We start from the raw sequence: 25,217 nt of genomic DNA on the forward strand, positions 1-25,217 counted from the left end.
TTGAGCAAGTTCTTGATCAATTCTTCGCAATCATAGCACACAAGCGTGAAAATTGAGAAAAACTGTACCGATTTATCAAGTTGTAGCATAAAGAAACGGTTTTGTTGTTGGCGTTCTTTACTAGATCGCCATTCCAAACACTTGCGGGATGTTGTTAGAGCGATACTCCTCTTTCCTGGATGGTAGTCTTCTAGCCTGCACATAGCCGGCAGTTCTCATTCCCTCCCGCTGCTGCTAGGAGCGAAAGGTGAACACGTCCTTACGTGGCGTAGCGAGAAGGACAATGCTTGCCCGGTATCACGCTTCAGGGACGATCATCCCGAAGGCGCGGCAAAGCATCGGCAGAATAAGCGAACAGTCCACGGCGTGAAAAAATTTTTCTTTTTACACCGAAACCTTGTTATACTACTTAACATACACCCCTCACCGGAAAGGAGCGATGTATGGCTGCCCGCCGAATCTTATTGACGATTATTGGGCTGTTAAGCATAGTGATTCTCATCGGCAGTCTGAGCGCAGGCGTAGTGGCTTTCCTGCTCATTACGAATCGCCCGGTTGATCAGAAATTACTGGTCGTTGGTCCGGGACAACGACTGGCAATTGTTGATCGCCAGGGGAACGCCCAGGTACTGGCCGATGATCTCAGTACAGAGTTGTTTCGCTATCCGGCGTTGGCACCTGACGGAAGTCGCGTTGCCTACATTAGCCGGAAGGGCAATGTCAGTATCCTGCAAGTTATTGATTTACGTAGTGGGACACGTACCGAATTGTATCGCTCGACAACCAATCCACCGCTCTATATGGTCTGGTCGCCTGACGGTCAGCATCTCTCGTTCTTGTCAAACCGTAGCACCGGCGGGTTAGGAATGCATATTGTGCCAGCAGATGGCTCGCGCGAGGCTGAATTAGTGAGTGTTTCGCCGAGTTCGTTGTATCTGGCCTGGCAACCTGATAGCTCGTCGGTGTTGGTACATATCGGAGGCTCTATCTTCGAGGACGGGCGGGTCATCTCGGTACAACTCGGTCGGAAACAACCGTTGTACGAAATTGACGATCCCGGGTTTTTTCAGGTTCCTGCCTGGAGTATTGATGGCGAAAGTTTCTTTTACGTAGCGCAACCGCCAATTGAAGGCCCACCAACGGTTGAAAAGGTTGAGAGCGTCTTGACCCGAGTCAAGGTTGGCGAAATGCAACCACAAGTACTGGCACGTGAACCAATGGCAGCCATCATCTTCAGTCGTTCGCCAAAGAGTGATGAGATTGCGTATACAACCGTCGGACCTGAAGGTTTCGGCCCGTTGAAGCTGGTAACGCTCGATGGTTCGGTGCGGACACTTTCGGCGACTGATGACGATGTTGTTGCCTTTTTCTGGTCACCAAATGGGGAACAGATTGCCTACCTTACCCCTGCGGGCCGTTCGAGCAGTGGTTCACCACAACTGCGCTGGCAATTGGTTGGTCGGAATGGCACTTCCTCGCGAACTCTGAACACGTTTGTTCCCAGCCAGGAGTTTCTCGCCCAGATTAACTTTTTCGATGCGTACACGCTCTCTTTCGATCTATGGTCAAGCGATGGGCGGGCATTGGCGTATGGCACTAATGACGGCGTTCACGTACTAGACATCAACCGGGGCATTGCCACTCGCCGCAGCGACGGTGTGCTGGCGATGTGGCTGCCACAACGTCCTTAATTGAGGGCACGGATGGTGAGGTTACGGAAGACCGCTGTCGTTGGATTGCGTTCAGCGCGCACGATGAGACCGTACCGTGGATCGGGGGGAGGTGAGGAGGCGGTCAACATTTCTACAATCTGGTCGTCTACAAAGAGTGTTATGCCTTGGTTCTCAAGTCGGGCGCCGAGTCGGGTAGCATCTCGCACTTCCACCTGACCTGTGGCGAGCACGATTCGTTGATCACCATTCCGTTCGTCGCAGCGATACTGCCCCTGCACCGGATTGATCAGAAAACTCAGGTAATGTTTCGGATCGTTGAATCGTAGCATGAGACCAGCCCAATCGCCGGTAACCTGCACTTCTACGTCCACAACAAAATCGCTCCCAATCGGTGAAGTCCGAAATGCCCAGATGTCGCCCAGCCCGGCGTTAGCCTGGATCAGATACCGACCGTTATCAGCACCGACACTCCAGCCGTTACCACTGGTGGTCGGCCAATCGCTGTTGGCTCCGAAGTTGGCTTGATAAACTACTGGGCCGCTAGTGATAACAGTGGGTGATGGGGCGACAGTAGGTGATGGTGTGACAGCAGGTGATGGCACCGCCGTCGGTGAAGGGGCAACAGTGGGTGATGGCGGAGTCGTCGGTGAGGGAGCAACAGTAGGTGATGGCGGAGTCGTTGGCTCTGAGATCGTCGTTGGAAGCATCGCTGGCGGATACTGTTGTGACGCGGTCGCGCCCTGCAACTGCTGCCAACCCAACCAACCCAGCAAACTTAGCCCAACACCACTTGCCATTGCAACGAGCACGGTACGCCGTGAGACGGTGCGCGGGGTCACGACCGCAGATCGCTGTTCTGACTCAAGGGTTGCAATCAGCGTGGCGCAATCGCGGTACCAGGGATTGATGCGTTGCAATTCGCGTAATGTGGCTAACGCCTGTAACCGTCTACCGGCGGACAGATGCTCTTGCGCCTGCGCGTACAGTTCAGCTTGATAATCACGCTGCGTTGTCGTGACCGGTACAGAAACTGAACGGCGGCGGCGGAGATTCTGGTAGGCCTGGTTGATACGGCGAGCACGGCGGGCAGCATAGGCCTGTTGTTCAGGCGAAGCACCTGCGAAGCGATCAGGATGATAGATTCCGATCTGTTTGAGATAAGCCTGTTTTATCTCAGCCGGTGTTGCGCCAGGCTTAATACCCAAGATAGTGTAGTCGTCAAGCTGTTCAAAGTCGTCGTTCACGTAGCCCCCTTTCACGCCGGATATTATAGCAAATCTGGTATGATCGTCTCGCGAATGATGTATAGGCAGCAACGAAAGCTGACCCTAGCGAGTGTAGAGGACGCTATGCCGAACTATTGGTTACTCAAGACTGAACCAACCGTCTACAGTTTTGCCGATCTGCTGCGAGAAGGACGCACAGTATGGGATGGAGTGACCAACAATGTGGCGCTCAAGCACATACGCGACATACGTTGTGGTGATGAGGCATTGATCTACCACACGGGTGATGAGCGTCAGGCAGTTGGTCTCGCTCAGGTCGTGAGCGATCCATACCCTGACCCCAAGCAGAGTGATCCTCGTCTGTTGGTCGTGGATGTTGTTCCATTACGATGGTTGGCACGCCCTGTCACGTTGCAAGCGATTAAGGCCGATCCCTTTTTTGCCGATTTTGCGCTGGTGCGCCAGGGGCGCCTTTCGGTGGTACCGGTTACCGCCGAACAGTGGCAACGTCTGCTGGCAATGGCCGAATAGAGGTAGAGGTGCGCGAGAAGAACACATGAGTGGGAGGGTTTGGAACTCGCTCTGCCAGGATGGTAACGGTCATCAGTGGCGCGAGATGTGCAGACCGGTAACTCGCATCGTGCCACAACTGGAACCCCATCGGCTGGCGCAGCAGTATAACCATTGCTCCGCAAACGGAAGGCAAGGAACACGACATCGCCTGGGGAAGAGGCAAGATTGGTAACCCGGTACCGCTCAACTGCGATCAGGAATCGATCCCCAAATCAACCATGAAACTCCATTTTCTGTTTGGGGTAATTCGACCGCTGGCAAATCACCAATCGGATACCAGCGTAATGCTGTACCACGCGCAGTTTGAACGACCGCAGCAATGCCGCTCCCGTCGGGCGCCCAGCGAATGAGGAGGGGAGTTTCGCGAAACGGTGGTCGCAGCCTGGTTAACGCGCCATCAGGTGACTGCCGGGTGAGCGTAAAGGTAAACCCGTCATTGACACGATCTACAGCCACAAAGAGCAGATCATCACCTTTGAGAAAGGGGGCTCGGGCCAGGACACCATCAGCGGTGCGTGGCTGCGCTTGCAAGGTTTGCACGTCTACCTGCCAGATACCAGGACCGGTGGGTGGTCCGATGAGGAAGAGCGCGGCATTGCCATCACTAAGCCAAAAAGCTTCGCCACACAGACTCTGCATGTCCTCCGGCAGAGTCGGGCGACGCAGTTCCTGGCGTTGCGCTTGCCAGAACACCAGCTCGCAATCGTCGTAAAATGTGGCCGACGACTCGACTATCAATGTGTTCCCTGTTGAATCCCAGAGGAATGGATAATACCTGCGTACTGAGCGAGACGGATTCGTTGGATTATCAACAGGATCATCGGCAAGAACTAATTCGAGCGCCCCTCCACTCGCCGCGATCCGATAGAGACCGTCAGGGAGATCACGGATTTCACGGTTGTTTTGAAACCGGAGATAGATCAGCGCACCGTCAGGTGACCAGCGTACCGCACTGAGCTGATGCCCGGCTTCCTCGTAAACGATCTGAGGATTATTGCCGTCAAGATCCGTGCGTACCAGTCGGTCACCGGCAGCCGCACCCACCACGTAAACCATCCCGGCGGTAGGGTGAATATCCATATCACTGATTGGCGGAATACCGGCGTATTCAATTCGTTCACGGGTTAGTTGGCGACGAGTCGCGCCATCACGTTCGATACGCGCAATCTGTCCACGGTCGAGTACGTACAATGGCGCCGGTAACAGTGGGATGTCCGGTGTTGGACGTACTACTGCTGAAGTTGGTGATGGGGTGGGCAGTGAGGTCGTGGTGCTACAGGCGATCAGTCCAGCCAGTAGCATGATGATCAAACAATAGCGCATAGCAGTATCAATCTTGTTGCAAATAAGCTCACTTTAAAGCCAAGTGAAACGGTTTTGGTAATAACAATCCGATATGTTAATGGTAAAAAGAAGCACCGGTTGTTAGTATACGACATCTGTTCGATGATTGAATCATAATATAATATGGTTGACACGGAATAGTGATCTTCTGTATACTGAAACATTGTATGAATATATGAATTCAGATCATCTACTCACAGACTTCTTTACCCATATATTCCCCTTGGAAACTCCGTTTGCCAACCGACAGCAGTACGGCGCAGTGATCTTGTGGCCGATTTTTAGCACTCTGGCGCTTATTGCCGGTCTGTTTAGCATTGTCAGCCCATTTCTCTACGCCCAACCAGCAATCCCACTGCTGGCGTCGGCAGTAATGACCATTACGTTTACAGGAGGGGCCTGGATGGTACGCCGTGGAGCGGTCTACACAGGCACCGGTCTGGTATGCGGCGTCCTCTGGTTCGTCATTACCGTTACAGCTCTTTTCAGCGGTGGTGTGCGTAGCTCGGCAGTGCTGCACTACGTTCTTGTTGTGTTACTGACCGGTATTGGATTTGGTCGCTACGGAGCATCAGGTGCTGCGCTGGTAAGTAGCGCCACGATGTTGGGGCTATGGCTTCTCGAATTGACTGGCTGGCTACCACAGACGACGCAGTTATTAGAGACATCGCTCGTCTATACCATTCTGATCTCGGTGATCCTACTCCTAACCGGTATCATTATTTTCATCGTTGATGCGCAACTTTCCGCTGCCCTACGCCAGAGTCGTCAGGAGGCTACCGAACGTAAACGAGCCGAGCAATGGCTGCGGCAGGCACTGCTGGCAGCGCGCGCCGGGGCCTGGGAGTGGGATGCCCAGGCCCGAACCATTCGTTGGTCGCCAGAAAATTATCCTCTGCTTGCCATCGAACCCACCCGCGAAAAACTTACTTTCCGCACCTGGCTGGCGCGTATTCATCCCGATGATCAGGCTACTGTTCGGGCAGCAGTTGACCGTGCTATCAGCAACATTCAGGAATTGACCGTTGATTTTCGGGTGATCTTACCCGATGGCACAATCCGCTGGTTGCGTGGCATCGGTCAGCCGGTCGTAGATGCACAAGGCGTGTTGCAGGGCATGTACGGACTTCAAATTGATATTACCGCACAGAAAACGATTGAAACCGAGCTGCAACGTAGCCAACTCTACTACCGTGGTCTGGTCGAAGATATGCCGGCCTTGATCTGTCGTTTCCTGGCCGATGGAACACTGACGTTTGTGAATGATCGCTACTGCCAGACATTCCAGCGTTCACGCGAGGAACTTATCGGTTTCAATTTCTATGAGCTAATTCCCCCCGAACGACGGGCACAGGTTGCCGCTGATATTCGTCAGCTTACCCCTGAGCAGCCGACCATGGAACATGAGCATGAGGTGTTGCAACCCGATGGCACAATCGGCTGGCAACACTGGATCAATCGTCTACTGTTAGATGATAACGGCGTACCGATAGAGTATCAGGCGCTGGGAATTGATGTTACTGAACGAAAGAAGGCCGAAATTGAACGTGAACGTTTGCTGAATGAACTGACTGCGCGCAACACAGAACTGGAACAATTTGCGTACACGGTCTCGCACGATCTCAAAAGTCCACTCATTACGATTAAAGGCTTTGCCAGTTATATTCAACGCGACCTGGAAGCGGGTAATTTAGAGCGGATTCCTGCCGATCTGCAACGAATCATCGCCGCTGCCGACCGTATGTACCAGCTCCTCGAAGATCTGCTCAATCTGTCACGGGCGGGTAGGAAACTCAGCCAGCCCAGCCGGATCGGTCTGGGACTATTGATCAGTGAGGCAGCAGCCAGTGTGAGTAGCCGACTAGCCGAACGGAATGTCTACCTCAATCTGCCACCAAACCTGCCGGAAATTTACGGTGATCGGACACGGTTGCGTGAAGTGTTTCAGAATCTGATCGATAACGCAGCGAAATTTATGGGTGACCAGCCGTCACCGCAGATTTGGATCGAAGCCCGACCTGCCGATCAACCCGGTTTTGTTCTCGTTAGTGTTCGTGATAATGGGATCGGCATCGAACCACGTCACGCGCAGCGCATATTCGGTCTCTTCGAGCGTCTCAATATGCAGATTGAGGGCACCGGTATCGGTCTGGCGCTGGCACGCCGCATTGTCGAAGCGCACGGTGGTAAGATATGGGTGGAATCAGAAGGCTTGGGAAAAGGTGCAACGTTTTATCTCACATTGCCACAGCCACCTGTATCAGAGTAAGTTATGGTAAGGAGTACAATCATGTCGGGCAGTATCGATCCAGTCGTGATTCTACTGGTGGAAGATAACCCTGATCACACTGAACTGATCACTCGTGTGCTGAACGATCATCGGATTCCTAACCGCATTATTCACGTTGCAGATGGTGAAGCGGCACTTCATTATCTGCGACGGCAAGCACCATACACCGATCCGGAAACTAATCCATCCCCTCATATCGTGTTGCTTGATTTGCAACTCCCACGCTTGGGCGGTCTTGAGGTGTTGCAAGCGATCAAAACTGACCCTACGTTCCGGCATCTTCCGGTGGTAATCGTGACAACATCGCGGATGGAGAGCGATATTCGCCTGGCGTATCAGTTTCATGCCAACAGTTATCTGGTCAAGCCGGTCGATTTTGAGCAGTTTATCCGGATGATGAACGATTTGGGTGATTACTGGCTGGAATGGAATCAGGTACTTCATGCATGAAACGAGCATGATGAGGTACCAGGCACACGCTTCCGAGTCTGCATTTAGATTGGCGGGTAGTTTGCAGTGAAACCACACATTTTGTTAGTTGAAGACAATCTCGATCATGTTGCGCTTATCCAACGGGCATTTGAGCACAGTGCAGTACAGATCACGGCTACATCATCGCTCCACGAAGCCCGACAACTCTTAGCAACACACTCCTTCGACCTGATTATTTGCGATTTGTACATGCCTGATGGTCGTAGTGATGAATTGCTGATCATCACGGATGCAGATGTACCCTTACCGGTCGTTTTAATGACCGGCCATGGTGATGAACAAACTGCGGTAGCAGCACTTAAGGCGGGGGCATTGGATTATGTGGTAAAGACGCCAGCAACTCTTCTCGAACTTCCGCGGATCGCCGAACGCGCGTTGCGTGAGCGCCGGTTATTCATCGAACGACAAGAGGCTTTACAGGCCTTACAGCGGAACGAACGTCTCTTTCGCGCAATGATCGAACGCAGCAGTGATGCAGTTTTAATTGTCGATCGGCATGGGTTGGTTCGCTATGCCAGTCCCTCGACTCGTCATCTGCTCGGCTATCAGGTAGAGGGCTTTCTGTCACAACCAGTTTCTAGCTTCACCTTTATTCATCCGGCTGATCGTGAACGGGTCAAACATACCTTTTTTGATTTAGTTCGACAATCTGGCGCCTCGACGATCACCGAGTTTCGTGTGCTTCGGGCTGGTGGTGGCTGGCGCTGAATCGAAGCAACTGCGTCTAACTGGCTCGATGATCCGGCGGTAGAGGGGGTCATCGTTAACTACCGCGATGTGACCGAACGAAAATTGATGGAATTGCGCCTACAACACGGGATTTTGCACGACGCACTTACCGGTTTGCCAAACCGTCTGCTTTTGAGTGATCGGTTATCTCAGGCGATCAAACGGAGCCAACGTCACCCTGACTACCACTTTGCCGTGATCTTCCTTGATCTCGACCGTTTCAAGTTTATCAATGACAGTTTTGGTCATCCGGTTGGCGATCGATACTTGGTGGCAGTTGCGACACGATTGTACCGGTGTCTGCGCGCCATAGACACATGTGCGCGCATGGGTGGTGATGAGTTTGTTATCCTGCTTGATGATATAGCTTCCGTTGATCAGGTAATCAGCGTCGCAGAGCGTATCTTACAGCAGTTAGATCGTCCGCTTGAGGTTAGCGGTCATCTCCTCCATTCCTCTGCCAGTATGGGCATCGTGTTCGGCTCGGCAGAATATAACGATCCTGCTGAAGTATTACGTGACGCCGATGTTGCAATGTACCGGGCAAAAGCAGCCGGGAAATCACGCTACGTTGTCTTTCAACCAGCTATGCGCGAAGCAGCGCAGGCCCGGCTGGCGCTTGAACATGATTTGCGACGGGCAGTAACATTGCGCGAGTTTGTCGTCTACTACCAGCCAATTGTTAACATTCATTCGGGGAAATTGATCGGGTTTGAGGCGTTGGTGCGCTGGCAACACCCGGTGCACGGACTGCTCTCACCAGCAGCTTTTCTAAACATTGCCGAAGAGATCGGTTTGGGAACCGCGATTGGTTGGCAGGTCGTAGAACTTGTCTGCCAGCAACTGGCCGAATGGCGACAAACGTTATCGGCCAACGATCTGTCAATTCACGTAAACCTTTCGGCGCGCCAGTTTATGGTGCCCGATCTCTATGCGCGACTCGTGCAGGTATTAGAACAGTACAACATACCACCGCAATCAATTAAACTAGAACTCACCGAAAACACCTTGATGGAATACAGTCAAGAGGCGGCAGCAGTGTTAGCGCAACTTCGCAATTATGGTATCCAGATCGTGCTTGATGATTTTGGGGTTGGTTATTCGTCATTGAGTTATTTGATACAATTGCCAATCGATCAGATTAAAATTGATCGGAACTTTATTATTCAAATCGATCAGAATCATCATTCGCAAGCGATTGTGAATGCTATTGTCAATTTAGCGCGTGGACTTCATCTGGAAGTGGTTGCCGAAGGTCTGGAAACTGTTGAGCAGGTTGAACGGATGCGTATGGTAGGATGCGATTATGGTCAGGGATATTTGCTCGGTCAACCATTGCCAACCGAAGAAGCAAGTCAGTTCCTGCAACGAGCAATGATGTAATGTCTGCATTCTTCCTAGCAGTGGGATTGGCGGACAATCCATTGTTCGCTAGTGCGTACAGTTGCCAGTCGGTGTATACTCAGATTGGACTGTTGTATGTGTAGCGGAGAACATTTCACGCATGCTGACACACCTCACTCTACCGGCTGCGCTGCAAGCCCTTTTTCCCTTTCGGGTTGGCGAGTACGCTCTACCCGGCGGTACTGGCGTTATTCGCTATGTCGACGAAGGCACAGGAATACCGGTTGTGATGCTTCATGGGAATCCAACCTGGTCTTTCTTTTACCGACGCCTGATTATGGCACTCCGTGACCGACGGCGGGTGATCGCGCCTGACCATCTTGGCTGTGGGTTATCAGACAAACCACTACACTACCCGTATTGCCTCGCCAACCATATTCGTCATCTTGAACAACTGTTGGCCTGGCTCAACCTGGGGCCGGTTGATCTGGTGGTTCATGATTGGGGTGGTGCCATCGGAATGGGATGGGCTGTTCGCCATCCTGAACTGGTGCGGCGGATCGTATTGCTGAATACGGCGGCATTTCTCTCGCCGTATGTGCCGTGGCGTATTGCGGTAGGGAAGTTGCCGTGGATTGGCGAATGGGCCATCCGGCACGTGAATGCCTTTGCCCTTGCCGCTACAGTGATGGCCGTCACACGACCGTTAGATCCGGCAGTGCGGGCCGGTTATCTCTGGCCATATCAGACGCCGGCTGATCGGGTGGCAATTGCCCGTTTTGTGCAAGATATTCCACTCCATCCAGGACACCGAACCTGGCCGGTTGTTGATGCTATTGATCGCGATCTAGTGGTGCTTCGTCACAAAGCGGTGCGCATTTTTTGGGGCGGACGCGATTGGTGTTTCGACGATCGCTTTCTGGCCGGATGGTTGACCCGTTTCCCGACCGCGTATGTGACCCGCCTTGATGATGCCGGGCATTACGTATTGGAAGACGCCTCTGATACGATGATTGCATACTTGGCACAGTGGTTGCTGGCAGAATGAGGAGCATTATCTATGTACCGTGAGACTATTCAGCCGCCGGTTGCAATGCGGAAACCGGTGATTATTCGCTTACACGGCGACGAGATTGTTGATGACTTTGCCTGGCTTGAGGATCGGAACGATCCGGCAGTGATTGCCTATCTCGAAGCGGAAAATGCGTATGCCGAGGCAGTTATGGCACCGACAGCAGCTTTGCGCGAGCGGCTTTACCACGAGATGCGTGGTCGTATCAAGGAAGATGATTGTTCGGTACCGGTTCCTCGCGGTCGTTACCGCTACTACACCCGCACCGAACAGGGTGCTGAGTACCCGTTGATGTGCCGGAAAGTCGGTGATGATGGTCCCGAAGAGGTTTTACTTGACCTGAATGCCCTGGCTACTGGGCATGCCTTTTGCCGTCTTGGCCCGTATGAGCCGTCACCTGATCAGCAGCGGCTGGCGTATGGTCTCGATACAACCGGTTCCATCATTTTTACCCTGTTTATCAAGGATTTGGCAAGCGGTACAGTGCTGGATGCCCCGATTGAACGTGTTGATGACGCGCAGTGGGCCGATGATCAAACCCTCTTTTACACAGTGTACGATGATGCGCATCGTTCGTATCGCCTGTATCGCCACGTGCTCGGTACCTCACCTGCCGATGATGTCTTGATCTACGAAGAGACCGATGAGCGTTTCCATCTCAGCTTGCGGCGAAGTCGCTCCGGTACGTACTTGCTGCTCACCTGTTATAGCCACAACGGCACTGAAGTGCATTATCTCCCAACGGCAACTCCTTTTGCCGAATGGCAGGTGATCTATCCACGTCGTCCGCAGATTGAATACTTTGTCGATCACCACGGCGATCACTTCTACATCAGAACGAATGACGGCGCCGAGAATTTTCGGCTTCTGCGCGCCCCGGTGAGCGATCCAACGAACACGGTTGAAATCTTGCCAGGACGTGACGATACCCTGCTTGATCGCATTGATTGCTTTGCCGATTATCTGGTCGTCTACGAGCGACGGGCCGGTTTGCGGCAGATTCGGATTAGTGATCCAGATGGGAATCACCCGCGCTACATTGACTTCCCCGAACCGGTTTATACCTGTTGGGCAGACGAAAATGTAGAATTTGCTACCGATCAACTTCGGTTGCTGTATAGCTCACTGGTAACACCGCCATCGGTGATCAGCTACGACATGCGGTATGGCACGTGGCAGGTGCTAAAGCAAGAAGAGATTCCCTCTGGCTACGATCCGTCGCTCTATGTGAGTGAGCGATTGACCGCAACTGCACCCGATGGTGCACACATCCCGATTTCTATCGTTTATCGCCGTGATCGACCGCGTCAGGGTGGCCCCTGTCTGTTATGCGGGTACGGGGCGTATGGCTACAGCTATGATCCGGTGTTCGACAGTAAGCGACTGAGTCTGCTTGATCGGGGGTTTGCCGTCGCGATCGCGCATGTCCGTGGTGGTCAGGAGCTGGGACGGCAATGGTACGAACAAGGTCGGCTGCGGCACAAGCCAAATACGTTCAGCGATTTTATCGCCTGCGCCGAACACTTGATTGCGGAAGGCTACACCTCGCCATCACAACTGGCGATCAATGGGCGGAGTGCTGGTGGTCTGCTGATGGCAGCCGTTGTCAATGCCCGTCCCGATCTGTTTCAGGCCGTAGTCGCCGGAGTTCCGTTCACGAATGTGATTATTGCGATGCTCAAGCCCGATCTGCCACTGACAGTTACCGAGTGGGAGCAATGGGGGAATCCGGTAATTGAGGCCGAGTATCTTGTCATGCGAGCTTACGATCCCTACCTGAACCTCAAATCAGGACCGTATCCTCACATCCTAGTTACTGCCGGGCTATACGACTTACAGGTACCGTACTGGGATCCGGCGAAGTGGGTAGCAAAACTGCGCACGATGAAGACCAACGACACTATGCTTCTGCTGCGCACCAATTTGCAAGCCGGGCATAGCGGTCATTCGGGTCGGTTCGCCCGTCTTGAAGAGTTTGCCTGGGAATATGCTTTCATCCTGACCGCCCTGGGTATCGAACAGTAGTGTGACGAGAGGGCACCAATGGTCAACACGCTATCGGTAGCGCAGCATGCGCTGCGTTCAGCGCCAACGGGAACAAATGTTGCCCGCTACCTGTCGTGGATGGCGCAGGAACACCCCGAACAGACCGCCGTCATTAGCGGGATCGGGCGAGATCGGGCGGGTAAGGTTATCTATCGGCGGCAGAGTTTTGCCGCATTGCATGCGGCCAGTGATCGGCTGGCCTGGGGGCTGACAGCCTACGGTCTGAAGCGGGCAATGCGGGTATTGCTGATGGTTCCGGCGGGAGAGCCGTTGATTCGGCTGACGTTTGCGCTGTTGAAAGCCGGTTGTGTACCGATCTTGATTGATCCGGCAATGGGACGACGAAATCTTGCGCAATGTATTGCTGAAGCCGCACCAGAGGCCTTGATCGGGGTACCACGTGCCCATCTCCTGCGTTTGATCTTTCCTCGTGCCTGCGCGACAATCAGATATGCAGTTTCAGTGGGGCCAGCCATCCTCGGTGCGGCTGCCCTCCGCGAACTCGATCTCCCAATGCGAACGCCGTTCCCCCTGGTCGAGACGACGGCTGATGATCCAGCGGCGATTGTCTTTACCAGTGGGAGTACCGGCGTCCCGAAGGGTGTTCTCTACACGCATGGTATGTTTGAGGCGCAGATTCATATCTTGCGCGACCTATTTGGAATTGCGCCAGGCGAGATCGAGATGCCGGCTTTTCCACTGTTCGCGCTGTTCAACGTGGCATTAGGAGTCACGTCGGCAATTCCGCCCATTGACCCAACCCGTCCAGCACAGTGCGATCCGGCAGCAGTGGTTGAGTTTATTCGCGACCTGGGTGTGACCTCAACATTTGGCTCACCGGCAATTTGGGAGAAGGTGACTACCTACTGTCTGGCGCATGATATTCAACTACCGTCGTTACGGCGCGTCTTGATGGCTGGTGCGCCGGTGCCACTCCACCTGCACGAGCGTCTGCACCGGATTCTGGTACCGCCAGCCGATAGCTACACGCCTTATGGCGCTACTGAAGCACTACCGGTCAGCTCGATCAGTGGTCGCGACATCCTGAAGGCCCACACCGAGCGGCCGTCACCACTGGCCGGTACGTGTATTGGCTATCCGGTTCCGGGTATGGAAGTGGCAATCATCCCAATCAGTGATGAGCCAATCGCCGATTGGCGTGATGTCCAACGCTTACCGGCAGAAGTGATTGGCGAGATTTGCGTGCGCGGCCCGACGGTGACTCGCACTTACGTCGGACGACCACGAGCCACTGCGTTGGCTAAGATCACTGATGGCGAGCACGTCTGGCATCGAATGGGAGATTTGGGTTACTTCGATGAACAGGGGCGATTGTGGTTTTACGGACGGAAGAGTCAACGTGTGATCACTGCCAGTGGGACACTGTTCACCGAACCGATTGAACGTTTCTTCAACCAGCATCCGGCCGTTGCCCGCTCGGCACTGGTTGGCGTTGGTTCACCCGGTGCTCAGATGCCGGTTGTCGTGGTTGAACGCAACCGCGCAGTAACGATGTCGCCCTCGCGACTGATAGCTGAATTACGTCAACTAGCGGCAACGAGCGATACGACTGCACAAATCCAGAACTTTCTGATCCATCCCTCGTTCCCGGTTGATATCCGCCATAACGCAAAGATTTTTCGTGAGCAATTAGCACAATGGGCAGCACATCGTTTGGGCGTCGCTGAATAACGAGCTATGATCGCATTAGTAACCGGTGGAAATGGTTTTGTCGGGCGTTATATTGTCGAACATCTGCTGGCCCGTGGCGATCATGTCCGGGTTATCGGTCGTGGAACCTATCCAGAATTGCAGGCACAGGGGGTTGAAACCTTCCAGGCCGATCTATCGTTGCCTGAAGCAGCGGCAGTGCTGGCGCGGGCTATGCGGGGTGTCACAACAGTGTTTCACGTGGCGGCGAAAGCCGGTTTATGGGGGCGTTACGATGACTTTTACCGGGCAAATGTCAGCGCGACTCAGCGCATTGTGAAAGCAGCGATCCGGGCCGGAGTGCCCAAACTGGTATACACCTCGACTCCGTCTGTTGTCATCGGCGACGACGACATCCACGGCGGTGATGAACGTCTGCCGTATCCTACACGTTACCTTGCCCCTTATCCGCAAACGAAGGCGATTGCCGAACGGTATGTGCTCGGCCAAACCGAAATCGCAACAGTTGCACTCCGGCCCCATCTGATCTGGGGACCACGCGACCCGCACATCATCCCGCGCCTGCTCCGTCGAGCACGGAGACGGATGCTCTTTCAAATCGGTGAAGGTATGAATCTGGTTGATGTCAGCTATGTCGAAAATGTAGCTGAAGCCCATGTGTTAGCAGCGGCAGCGCTGAGTGAGCGTTCGCCTCTGCGCGGACGCGCCTACTTTATCGGTCAGGAGCGACCGGTCAATCTCTGGGAGTTTATCGGGATCATCCTTAGTCATGCCGGCTGCCCACCGATACGGGGAAAGATTCCGGCTGATCTTGCCTACCGACTGGCAACCGCACTGGAGTTCGTGTACACTACACTGCGTCTACGTGGCGAACCACCCCTCACGCGCCTGATGGTGCACGAACTTAGCCATTCGCATTGGTTTAGCCATGAAGCGGCCAGCCATGATTTTGGCTACGTGCCGCGTATCAGTATTGAAGAAGGTTTACAACGCACATTTGCACAATTCGCTGAGGTATAGCTGAGGTATAAATGTATATACAAACACTGGGTAGCGTGCGTGACTTTGGATATGTGGATCGCCGACTGCGACAAACGCGAAACAATTCGAAGAAAGACTGATGAGAAATGGTAGGGAGGCTTAGGTGTTATTCAAGCATGTCATGATTGAAGCGATCAGTTATGTGTTAGCCCCGCATCGGATCACCTCCGATTGGATTGAAGATCAGATTGCCGAAACAATGGAACGGTTACGGTTTCCAAGGGGAAAGCTAGAGGCGCTATCGGGCATTCGCGAACGGCGATTCTGGGATGAGGGAACCTTGCCTAGCACCGTGGCCACGATGGCAGCCGAACAGCTTTTACAGCGAGTTGAGATTGATCGCGAACGCATTGGTCTGTTGATTAATACTTCAGTTTGTCAGGACTACCTCGAACCCTCAACCGCTTGCTTCGTTCACCGCAATCTGTGCCTTTCACCAAGGGCGATCAACTACGATGTGCGCAACGCCTGTCTCGGTTTTCTTACTGGGATGAGCATTGCCGGTATGATGATTGATGCCGGTACCATTGACTATGCGTTGATCGTTGACGGGGAAGGTTCGCAAGACGCGGTAATGGCGACGATTCGCCGCTTGCGTCGGCCAGAAACGACGAAACAAGACCTGCGCGACAATTTTGCCACGCTCACGCTGGGGTCGGGTGGGGCGGCTATGTTGCTCACCCACGAACGTTTTTCGCATAGTGGGCATCGCCTGAACGGGGTTGTTACGCTAGCGGCAACTCAGTACAATCATCTCTGTTTAGGCCAGGCCGATTATATGAAAACCGATGCCAGCGCACTGATGCACGCTGGGGTTGAATTGGCTTCGGCAACCTGGCGTCTGGCTCAAGAGACCTTGCCCAATTGGAGTGATCGCCAGATCGCGCTCTACGCACCGCATCAGGTTGGCGCCCGCCACATGGCGGCCGTAACGAAAGCGTTAAACATCACGCCTGCGAAACTCTTCCTTAACTTTCCGACACTCGGTAACATCGGACCGGCAGCTCTGCCAATCTCACTGGCCCAAGCCGCAGAGGCAGGACGGCTGCGGCCGGGTGATCATGTAGGTCTGCTTGGTATTGGTTCTGGTCTCAATTGTTCGATGATGAGTGTGACCTGGTGAGGTAACAAGTGTGGCGGTCGTCCTCTTCCTGCTGTGGAATGTTCATCGCCACGCGATAAGGTCACGTTAGGTTTCTCAGTACAGGTTGCGGACAAATACCCGTTCTACGCATACGGAAACTTCTCTGCGCGATGAATGGTGATTTCGGAACGGATGATCGCCAGCACGCAAAAATAGTGCGGTGAAGAATGTTTGTTTCAGAAAACCCATTCATCGCCCGGCAGGGACTTGCACAGCCTGAGTTCCAGTTATAACTTTCACAGTGTTCGCAGTGACCATTCGTAGATCATCGCCCGCAGTAACCAGGCCAGGGTGCTTTCCCAGATTAAAAAAGCTACGAGTATTGCTGTCATCACTCGCCCGGCAAAGCCTCGTTGGACGAAAGAATCCAGGGCGATTGCTGGCAAGATCGCAAGCGCCGGCAGACAGAAATACCAGTGCTTATTCCACAGGCTGAACTGTGTGTCGACCAGGCAGCCAATGATCAAGAGTACCACATAGCCACTCATCATTGCCAGGTGTATGTTTAGTCCCTTACGAAACATCAGGAATAGTCCTATCGGCAATAATACAACTGGAAGTAAGCGAGTGTGACCCCATACTTGTTCGAGAAAAGAACCAACAAGAGGCGATGGAAGCGAATCGTGACCGACTCGCGTACTCGCTTGAAGGCGATCGATAACTGCTGAAACGGTAGGGAGGATAAATTGTCCGTAATAGAGAAGGATTGCGATGATGATACTAATGCCGACTACTGAGAATAATCGATAACTTGTTGGGCGCAGTGCTGGGTGTGCATATGCGATCAGGGCAGCTACCCCTAACACCACGGGTAAGAATACAATATGCATGACGTAGATCAATAATGAAATGACGATAAGTGCAGTTACTATCAGGAATCCAATCCACGACCAGGCCGACCGTCGTTCAAACACCTGAATCACGAAAATGGTCAGTACGGTAAACCACAAACCTATAATCGTCGGGTAGCTACCATCATGGAAGTAGATATGTTGCACCGGTAAACCAATGCAGAGCGCACTTGCCAAAAAACCTGCTCGTTGACTATAACTAGCATTGACCATAAGACCGTAAAGCAAGGAGGGAATGGTCGCATTGATGAGACTCACCACTATTTTCAATCCAGTAGTCATTGACAGTGTTGATGGCAGGAATGTTGCAAGAGGAACAAAAAAATAGTAGCTTAGCAATGAGTAAGGTACAGAGCTTATACCCCATTCGTACTGATTCGACAATCTGGCTTGAACAGCAGCAGCATTTCCGGCTGCGATCTGTAAGACATGATTTGCCCTGGCCCGATGATCAATGTCAACGAAAGCAGGTGCATTCAGGGTCGTGGCGTGAAGCACGAAAAGCATGAGGGAAAGCATTAGTACCCTTGCGAACCAGGGTGACGATATTTGCCGGCGAATCACATACGCTCGCAGGAGACCGGCAATGAAGATTGCAAGCAGAGTCATGTTCGACCAGATCGGGAACAGCGCCATTGTTTGCAGACGCCAGTTGGCGAGGGTATAACCGCAAAGGAATACCCCTAACCATACAGCCCAGGTGCGATCTGCTGTATTAAGCCTCGTCAGGTATCCAAGGAAGTCTATACTAAGTGCAATTCCGATCAAAGCCAAAATAACAAAAAGAGAGGGAGTCCCTTTGTCAATTTGATGAATTGACAAGCTGGACACAGCAATACCAAAATACGTGTCTTTACCCGGATCCAGAGGAGGAATGCTCAATGTAAGTGTATCAATGTAAGATGTGATCTGTGTTTCTGGAACCAAAAGATATACTTTCTGCCAGGATGGCCGTACATCATAGTGAGCAATAGTTATTTCGTTTAGCCTAATTGTTAATTGTCGCTGTAAAATTCCGTCATGCAGATTCATTACTAAGATGTGTGATGCTCGATCTAGACCTGAAAAAGTAATGGATGAATCTGTTGCGAACCAGCGAAATGTCTTGCCACCACCAAACTCAGTTTCTCCAACACCACGCGAATAGAGTTCTATCGGAATACTGAATGGTATCCTATAATGTACCGGGTAGCCGATAATGAACAGTGTGAATACAGCAAATACGACTGAAAGATAGCGAAGAGCAAATGTCCTGAGGAGCGAAAGTGGAATAGTCACAGGAGTCTCACCGATACGTAAATGTATAGTTCCCAACATTTTGATGCGGTCTAGATAAGGCATATAGACGCTTTTAGCCAAATGTTATAGCATTACTCTCAGGCCAGCAGCGAGAGGTAAGCTCAGAGTATGTCTTTTGATGAGGAACATTATCCAATCTCGTGGATGCCAAATGGAAACAACCCGTATCCCCCTCTCAGATAAGCGCTTGCAGGTTCTATCTCATCAGATAGGTGTAGGTGAAGACAACACCTTCACCTAACCTGGCAAGAGTTGTGTGATTTCAGAGGCGAAGTATACTTCAAGTCGCTCTGTCTGTCCATTTTTTCTGTAGCGTTCCTCAGGAATGGGGACCTCAATTAGTGTAGAGAAGACAGGCTTCAAGTCCGCTCAGTTTGCAGTCCTCTGCCACCATTGTAGTCAGTTTTTTGCGGAAGAAATATTGCGCTAGAGTTAAGTACAGTATCAGATATCCTGATCAGCTACGGACAAAAAACCAGATCGTTAAGCCAATGCTTAGCCAGACAACTATGGTACGGATTCGTCCGGCATGAATACGACGGGCAATCGCTGCTCCACCGTAACCGCCGATCATTGCACCGACCGTCATGACGAGCGCTGGCGTCCAGGCAATAAGACCTGTTACGACAAACGTGATAACGGCGATGCCATTGATGAGCGATGCCTGCAACGTTTTCAAGGCATTCATCTGGTGGATGTTGTCGTAGCCGAGTAACGCGAGCGCCGCCAAAGTCAGAATTCCTAGCCCTGCACCAAAGAAACCACCATAAATCGCAATAGCTATATATACAACGGCAACGAGCCTGCGTTGATAGTTTCCGCTCGTGCCCACTATCCGCTGAGCCAGGCGGGTAATCTGTGGACTAAAGGTAAAAACTAGGGTTGCAAAGAGCAAGAGGTAGGGGATCAGAGCGGTAAAACGCCGTTCATCAGTGTAGCGGAGGAGAAGTGCGCCGATCAGACCACCGATCAGGCTTAGCCCACTGAAGAGTACGATGTCTCGCCGCTGACCTTGTAATTCTTGCCGATATGCCCTGGTGCTGGCCAATGTTCCTGGCCAGAGAGCGAATGCATTTGTAGCGTTTGCAATGATGGGTGGCACACCAGCGACGAGCAGGGCAGGAAATGAAATGAAACTGCCGCCTCCGGCAATCGCGTTAAGTGCACCGGCGAGGAGGGCTGCACCAAAGATTAAACCAAAATCCAACAGTTCCATACAGGCATACCTTTCATAACATCTGATGATCTGATGTTTGATGGAGACAACACGCGATCACGTACCGGTTAGCACCTTTACCCTCCTTTTGAAGATCGATAGATCGTTGCTTCGTGGTAGACCAGAATCTGGCGTGCGACTGCTACTGCTCGTTCTGAATCACCGGATTCTATCGCGGCAACGAGATCAGCATGGGAATGATCATCACTCGATGGAGTCGTAACATCCCACAGAACGCCAAGCGCGTCACGCAAGGTAACGGCAAATACCCGGTAGAGATCGCTCAATATTTCATTTTGAGTAGCTCTAGCAATAGCGCAGTGCAGTTCAATATCTGCGGCAAGAGCGGTGGCAACATCGCCATCTTTCAGCGCTGCCGTGCGAGCTGCCAACCACTGTCGCATCATGTCCAGGTCGTGATCGCTACGCCGACCGGCAGCCAGGGCCACTACCTCCAGCTCAAGCGCACGTCGTACTTCGTGGACTTCCTGGACTCTGGCTTGCCGTAATCGCACAGCCAATGGTGCGGTCGTTGTTACGGTGCGCACATAGGTACCATCACCTTGCCGGACCTCAAGCAGACCTTCGTGAGCCAGGGCGCGAATCGCTTCCCGAATGGTCGAACGTCCGACACCAAGTTGGGTCATGAGCTGTGGTTCTGGTGGTAACCTGCTCCCGACCGGATAAACATTTGTCTGTATTTGTTGTCGTAAGTGGTCAATGACCTGTTCGACCAATCGTTGATGCTTGATCGACATTATCATCTCCTAAGCAGTTTGTCTGCATACTCCCGCGTACAATCTCCTTCATCACGCGGGATGTGCGGAACGATGAAGGTTGTTGGTTAAACGACAGTTTGGATGTCTTTAAAAGATCATATCATCTGATGTTTCATTGTATGCGTATCAGAGTAGGCTGTCAATTGCCTGAAGGTATAGTGAGGAATGAGGCGCCTTTGCGTCGGCGAGCGCGTGGCTCAGGCTCTCGAACTGTCAATTGCCTGAAGGTATAACATGAGGAATGAGCGAGAGGGTGTTTTCCGACCTATCATCACAGTACGAAGGATCGGATCGACCCCTTTCAACGAACGATGGTCAGAAGAACTTTGAACAGCCCTGGTATACCGTCATTTTGCCTTTCGTCGATTGCTGTATTGTAACGATAGCGTGATACACCGTTACTGCGGTATCACTTGCCGATACAGCCTATCATCGCTACAATACATCACATCCTACAGTGCGATGCTGCGGCCTAAAGTCCGCTGTGGAGCAGATTGCATGTCCGAATTACGGCAAAATATCGCGACCCGCGAATGGGTCATCATCGCCAGCGAACGTGCGCGTCGTCCCAATACCTTTACCGAGACTCGTCATCAACCGCCGACTGCTGAACGTCCACCTCACGACCCGCAGTGCCCCTTTTGTATAGGGAACGAGGAACTCGACTTGGAAGTTGATCGTTACCCGCCTACCGGTCCATGGCAGGTACGCATTGTGCGTAATAAGTACCCGGCGCTGCACGAACACGGGCCGGTTGTTCGTCACTTTGAGGGGGTACGACGCACGTTAAGCGGTTATGGCTACCACGAAGTGTTGATCGAACATCCGCAGCACAATACTACGCTTGGTTTGATGAGTCACGCCGAGATACGTTTGATACTGGCAACCTATCTGAACCGTGGTCTGGCGATGAGCAGTGATCCGCGCATCGAGCAAGTTGTCATTTTCAAGAATCACGGTGAACGAGCAGGGGCATCGCTCCAACATCCGCACAGCCAGCTTATGGCGGTACCGGTTGTACCGGGCGATATTCGTCATCGTATTGAAGAAGCACGTCGTTTTTTTGATGATACTGGTCAGTGTGTCTTCTGCGCGATGTTAGACGATGAACTGACCCAGCGTGAGCGTATCGTTTACCAGAATGATGCGTTTGTTGCTTTTGTCCTCTACGCAGCTTCTTCACCATTTCATATGTGGATTTTACCACGCAGACATCGAGCCAGTTTCTTCCATATCACCGAGCCAGAGCTGGATGGTTTGGCCGATGCAATTCGTGAAGTCTTCTCTCGGCTATACCACCGGTTGAACGATCCTGATTTTAATCTGGTGCTCCGTTCAACACCAGCTAAAGAACCTGAAAATGGCTATTTTCACTGGTATCTCGCTGTGGTACCGCGTCTCTCGTACATGGCCGGTTTCGAGCTGGGGAGCGGCATTTTTATTAATCCCAGTATTCCTGAAGCCTGTGCCGCATTTCTTCGTGATAATCACTAACGTGACATACTGTGTGACAGGATGTACATATTTACAATTATATGTCTTGTCAGTGAACATCTAAAATCGGTTATAATACCGTTCAACACTATGAGATAAGAAGTGTTGTACTGATGACACAACCCAGGAGTTTAAAATGTCTGGCGCATTTCCACTTAGCGATGAAACTGTCAAGGCTCTCGCGCCATGTAACCTGCCCTTCCTTCGCCACGATCCTTTTACGCGCAGCCGCAGTAGCGCCAGTATTCACGAGTTGCCTGAAACCATACAGAGAACAGTACGGGAATTGTATCAGACCCTCCTCACGATCTTTGCCGAATTTGATCAACAACGGCAGATTGATCTCCATCGTTTGCAGCAATTACTGCAAGAAACGCATTGGCATGATTTGATGCACGAACTGCGCAATCTTTCACTGCATCAGGCTGATGCCCATCTCGGCCAGGTTCTCCACGACTTACGTGGTGGTTCGCTCCAGGCGCTAGCTCTGCAATTGCAGCTTATCGAACTTGGTCAGGTACGACCAGATGACATCGAGCGCATATATCTACTGATTCGCGATCATCTGAAGATCATGCGCAACTGTTTACCCGATCTTGATCCGGTACGTACTGCCCGCGACATTGAGTTACGTGCACACGGGGTCGATCTGCTGCTTGAAAAGTGGCAACACGCTGATTACCGTCTACCCGATGGTCAGGCCAGTATCACGGTTGATGCCCGTTATAATGGTGTGGTTGCTGACCGTTGTGTTGAGTTTTCGGCGCTTGATCGCGTGTTTTACAACCTGATCAACAATGCTACACGCCACAGCGCTGACCGGCGGGTAATGGTTGGCATTTTCCCTATCTTTGAATGTGAAACACCCTCACTACGGATTGTCGTTGCTAATCGCATTGATCTGCTACAACGCACGGCGCTTGAGCAACGGTTCGGTCTGCAATGGAGCGATCTGTTTTACGGTGGGTTTACCTTCAGTAGCGACGGCAGCAGCGGGCACGGGTTCGGATTAGCCATTTGCGCCGAGCTGGTCGCCAATGCGTATGGCTTGCCCAACGGCCCGGCGGCAATTGGCGGCGGCTATGTTGGCGCCCGTCCACACGGTGATCTCTTCGTCGCCTGGTTTCATTGGCCGATTGCTGCGCCGTAGTCAAGAAGTCCTACCAGCCTAGGCCACCGTCGGAAGCGAAAGCTGCGCCCCTCTGCACCTGCGTCGGCCGGTTTGGGAGTTTCTCTCTCCCTCTCTCAGCTCATCACTGTCGGATGGAGTGAAAACGCTGCAAAGATACTTGACAAATCCGCGTCGCATAGTTTATATTACCGATACTGTATGGTGCAGGCGACACCATAACTGTACCTCAACAACGTACACGCACTCATCCAGAGCGGTGGAGGGACCGGCCCGTTGAAACCGCAGCAACCCTCGTATGCGTCGCCGCATACGAACGGTGCTAAGTCCGGCAGAAGTGTTCTGGAAGATGAGCGACGTGGAAGAATGGCCCTGTGCAATGATTTCACGCCCTCATCGTAAGTTGAGGGCGTTTTTGTTGCCTGCAATTTGGCTTAGCTATTCTGAGGAGGTTGTCATGTCCGATGCTCCACGCTTTACCGGTTTTGAGACACTTGCCCTCCACGCCGGGCAAATTCCCGATCCAACGACTGGCTCGCGGGCAGTACCCATCTACGCCACAACATCGTATCAATTCAAGGACACCGATCACGCTGCTCGTCTGTTCAACCTGCAAGAGTTCGGCAACATCTACACCCGAATCATGAATCCAACCACCGATGTCTTCGAGCAGCGGATGGCGGCCCTGGAGGGCGGTGTGGGAGCGCTAGCATTATCGTCGGGTCAGGCTGCCGAAACGCTGGCGATCCTCAATTTGGCCGGTAGTGGTGATAATATTGTTGCCTCGTCGGACCTCTACGGTGGCACGTACAACCTCTTCCGCCATACGCTGCCACGATTGGGAATCACGACTCGCTTTGTGGATGCGCGTGACTATGACGGTTTTGCGGCGGCAATTGATAGTCGTACTAAAGCCTTTTTCCTCGAGCTGGTGGGGAATCCGCGCCTCGATGTGCTTGACCTAGAGCGAATTGCTGCGATTGCGCATGCCCAGGGTGTGCCGGTGATTGTTGATGCAACCACCGTGACACCGTATCTATGGCAGCCGATTCAACACGGGGCTGACATCGTTATTCATTCAGCGACTAAGTATATTGGCGGTCACGGTACCGCCATCGGTGGGATCATTGTTGATAGCGGAAAGTTCGATTGGGCTGCCAGCGGACGGTTTCCCGAATTCACCAGTCCCGATCCAAGCTATCACGGTTTGATCTACACTCAGGCTTTTGGCAATCTGGCCTACATCATCAAAGCTCGCGTGCAAGGTTTGCGCGATATTGGCGCAGCGCTTAGTCCGTTCAACAGCTTCCTCTTCTTGCAAGGTTTGGAAACCCTGCCCCTGCGGATGGAACGGCACAGTAAAAATGCCCTGGCAGTGGCTCGCTACCTGAGCGAACATCCCAAAGTGGCGTGGGTCAACTATCCTGGTCTGCCCAGCCATCCGAGCTACGCCCTTGCTCAGAAGTACTTACCGCGCGGCCAGAGTGGGATCGTCGGTTTTGGACTGAAAGGAGGCCGCACTGCCGGTCGTATCTTTATCGAGCGGCTTCGTCTGTTCTCGCATCTGGCGAACATCGGCGATGCGAAGAGCCTCGCAATCCATCCAGCTACAACGACGCATAGCCAGTTAACACCGGAAGAGCAACGATTAACCGGTGTCACCGACGATTATGTGCGGCTTTCGGTTGGATTGGAGACGATTGACGACATTCTTGCCGATCTCGATCAGGCACTGGCCGGAACACCTTCATAGGGGCCGCGACAGATCGCACTGACAATGGTGTCACTGCGATCTGTCCGGCAA

19 protein-coding genes and 1 riboswitch are annotated in these 25,217 nt (G+C 52.6%); of the genes, 14 read left to right on the forward strand and 5 right to left on the reverse strand.

All coding sequences use genetic code 11. The annotated features are described in order from the left end of the window. The first annotated feature begins 443 nt into the window (after window positions 1-443). The gene (locus tag JE47_RS0107960) at window positions 444-1,691 is read left to right on the forward strand and encodes a PD40 domain-containing protein (RefSeq protein ID WP_031459245.1); all 1,248 of its coding nucleotides are present in this window, start codon (window positions 444-446) and stop codon (window positions 1,689-1,691) included. Here the strand turns inward: JE47_RS0107960 and JE47_RS0107965 are convergent. Beyond that, window positions 1,688-2,917: a J domain-containing protein gene (locus tag JE47_RS0107965; protein WP_031459246.1), complete on the reverse strand. Its 1,230-nt coding sequence runs from the start codon at window positions 2,915-2,917 to the stop codon at window positions 1,688-1,690. The genes JE47_RS0107960 and JE47_RS0107965 overlap by 4 nt on opposite strands. Before the next feature lie 105 nt (window positions 2,918-3,022). Between JE47_RS0107965 and JE47_RS0107970 the strand changes: the two genes are divergently transcribed. After that, entirely contained in the window at window positions 3,023-3,430 is a 408-nt protein-coding gene (locus JE47_RS0107970) for an EVE domain-containing protein (RefSeq protein WP_031459247.1), read from the forward strand. A 225-nt stretch (window positions 3,431-3,655) separates the two neighbouring features. Here the strand turns inward: JE47_RS0107970 and JE47_RS0107975 are convergent, their stop codons facing one another. Then, window positions 3,656-4,795, reverse strand: coding sequence for a hypothetical protein (locus JE47_RS0107975; RefSeq protein WP_031459248.1), 1,140 nt, complete (start codon window positions 4,793-4,795; stop codon window positions 3,656-3,658). A gap of 196 nt (window positions 4,796-4,991) precedes the next feature. Here JE47_RS0107975 and JE47_RS20980 point away from each other — a divergent pair, with 196 nt between their 5' ends. From JE47_RS20980 to JE47_RS0108015, 9 genes are all read left to right on the forward strand, one after another. Continuing rightward, the gene (locus JE47_RS20980) at window positions 4,992-7,085 is read left to right on the forward strand and encodes a sensor histidine kinase (RefSeq protein WP_081910003.1); all 2,094 of its coding nucleotides are present in this window, start codon (window positions 4,992-4,994) and stop codon (window positions 7,083-7,085) included. A 21-nt stretch (window positions 7,086-7,106) separates the two neighbouring features. Further along, a complete protein-coding gene (locus JE47_RS0107985; RefSeq protein WP_031459250.1) occupies window positions 7,107-7,556 on the forward strand; it encodes a response regulator in 450 nt (149 codons plus the stop codon). A gap of 66 nt (window positions 7,557-7,622) precedes the next feature. Continuing rightward, window positions 7,623-8,306 carry a response regulator gene (locus tag JE47_RS22115; protein ID WP_236631170.1) on the forward strand — a complete coding sequence of 228 codons (684 nt, stop codon included), beginning with the start codon at window positions 7,623-7,625 and terminating at the stop codon, window positions 8,304-8,306. Window positions 8,307-8,393: 87 nt separating this feature from the next. Next, a complete protein-coding gene (locus JE47_RS22120) occupies window positions 8,394-9,710 on the forward strand; it encodes a putative bifunctional diguanylate cyclase/phosphodiesterase (RefSeq protein WP_236631171.1) in 1,317 nt (438 codons plus the stop codon). A 121-nt stretch (window positions 9,711-9,831) separates the two neighbouring features. Then, on the forward strand, window positions 9,832-10,719 hold the full coding sequence (locus JE47_RS0107995; protein WP_031459251.1) for an alpha/beta fold hydrolase: 888 nt from the start codon (window positions 9,832-9,834) through the stop codon (window positions 10,717-10,719). A gap of 12 nt (window positions 10,720-10,731) precedes the next feature. Beyond that, window positions 10,732-12,768, forward strand: coding sequence for a S9 family peptidase (locus tag JE47_RS0108000; protein ID WP_031459252.1), 2,037 nt, complete (start codon window positions 10,732-10,734; stop codon window positions 12,766-12,768). An 18-nt stretch (window positions 12,769-12,786) separates the two neighbouring features. Beyond that, a complete protein-coding gene (locus tag JE47_RS0108005; protein ID WP_051871099.1) occupies window positions 12,787-14,481 on the forward strand; it encodes a fatty acid CoA ligase family protein in 1,695 nt (564 codons plus the stop codon). Window positions 14,482-14,487: 6 nt separating this feature from the next. Beyond that, window positions 14,488-15,480 carry an NAD-dependent epimerase/dehydratase family protein gene (locus JE47_RS0108010; protein ID WP_031459254.1) on the forward strand — a complete coding sequence of 331 codons (993 nt, stop codon included), beginning with the start codon at window positions 14,488-14,490 and terminating at the stop codon, window positions 15,478-15,480. A gap of 124 nt (window positions 15,481-15,604) precedes the next feature. Then, on the forward strand, window positions 15,605-16,624 hold the full coding sequence (locus JE47_RS0108015; RefSeq protein WP_031459255.1) for a 3-oxoacyl-ACP synthase III: 1,020 nt from the start codon (window positions 15,605-15,607) through the stop codon (window positions 16,622-16,624). A gap of 257 nt (window positions 16,625-16,881) precedes the next feature. Here JE47_RS0108015 and JE47_RS0108020 read toward each other — a convergent pair whose 3' ends face one another. From JE47_RS0108020 to JE47_RS0108030, 3 genes are all read right to left on the reverse strand, one after another. Continuing rightward, window positions 16,882-18,774, reverse strand: coding sequence for a hypothetical protein (locus JE47_RS0108020; RefSeq protein ID WP_152556022.1), 1,893 nt, complete (start codon window positions 18,772-18,774; stop codon window positions 16,882-16,884). 478 nt (window positions 18,775-19,252) lie between these two features. Continuing rightward, on the reverse strand, window positions 19,253-20,011 hold the full coding sequence (locus tag JE47_RS0108025) for a sulfite exporter TauE/SafE family protein (RefSeq protein ID WP_031459257.1): 759 nt from the start codon (window positions 20,009-20,011) through the stop codon (window positions 19,253-19,255). A 77-nt stretch (window positions 20,012-20,088) separates the two neighbouring features. Beyond that, window positions 20,089-20,769, reverse strand: coding sequence for a FadR/GntR family transcriptional regulator (locus JE47_RS0108030; protein WP_031459258.1), 681 nt, complete (start codon window positions 20,767-20,769; stop codon window positions 20,089-20,091). 519 nt (window positions 20,770-21,288) lie between these two features. Between JE47_RS0108030 and galT the strand changes: the two genes are divergently transcribed. The 3 genes from galT (at window position 21,289) to JE47_RS0108045 (ending at window position 25,166) form a co-directional block, all read left to right on the forward strand. Next, window positions 21,289-22,284, forward strand: coding sequence for a galactose-1-phosphate uridylyltransferase (gene galT, locus JE47_RS0108035; RefSeq protein ID WP_031459259.1), 996 nt, complete (start codon window positions 21,289-21,291; stop codon window positions 22,282-22,284). 136 nt (window positions 22,285-22,420) lie between these two features. Next, window positions 22,421-23,434: a HAMP domain-containing histidine kinase gene (locus JE47_RS0108040; RefSeq protein ID WP_031459260.1), complete on the forward strand. Its 1,014-nt coding sequence runs from the start codon at window positions 22,421-22,423 to the stop codon at window positions 23,432-23,434. A 223-nt stretch (window positions 23,435-23,657) separates the two neighbouring features. After that, window positions 23,658-23,769: riboswitch (SAM riboswitch) on the forward strand. A 101-nt stretch (window positions 23,770-23,870) separates the two neighbouring features. Continuing rightward, window positions 23,871-25,166, forward strand: coding sequence for a homocysteine synthase (locus tag JE47_RS0108045; RefSeq protein ID WP_031459261.1), 1,296 nt, complete (start codon window positions 23,871-23,873; stop codon window positions 25,164-25,166). Window positions 25,167-25,217 lie beyond the last annotated feature (51 nt).

This window comes from Chloroflexus sp. MS-G, from assembly GCF_000735195.1.
Lineage (GTDB): Bacteria > Chloroflexota > Chloroflexia > Chloroflexales > Chloroflexaceae > Chloroflexus.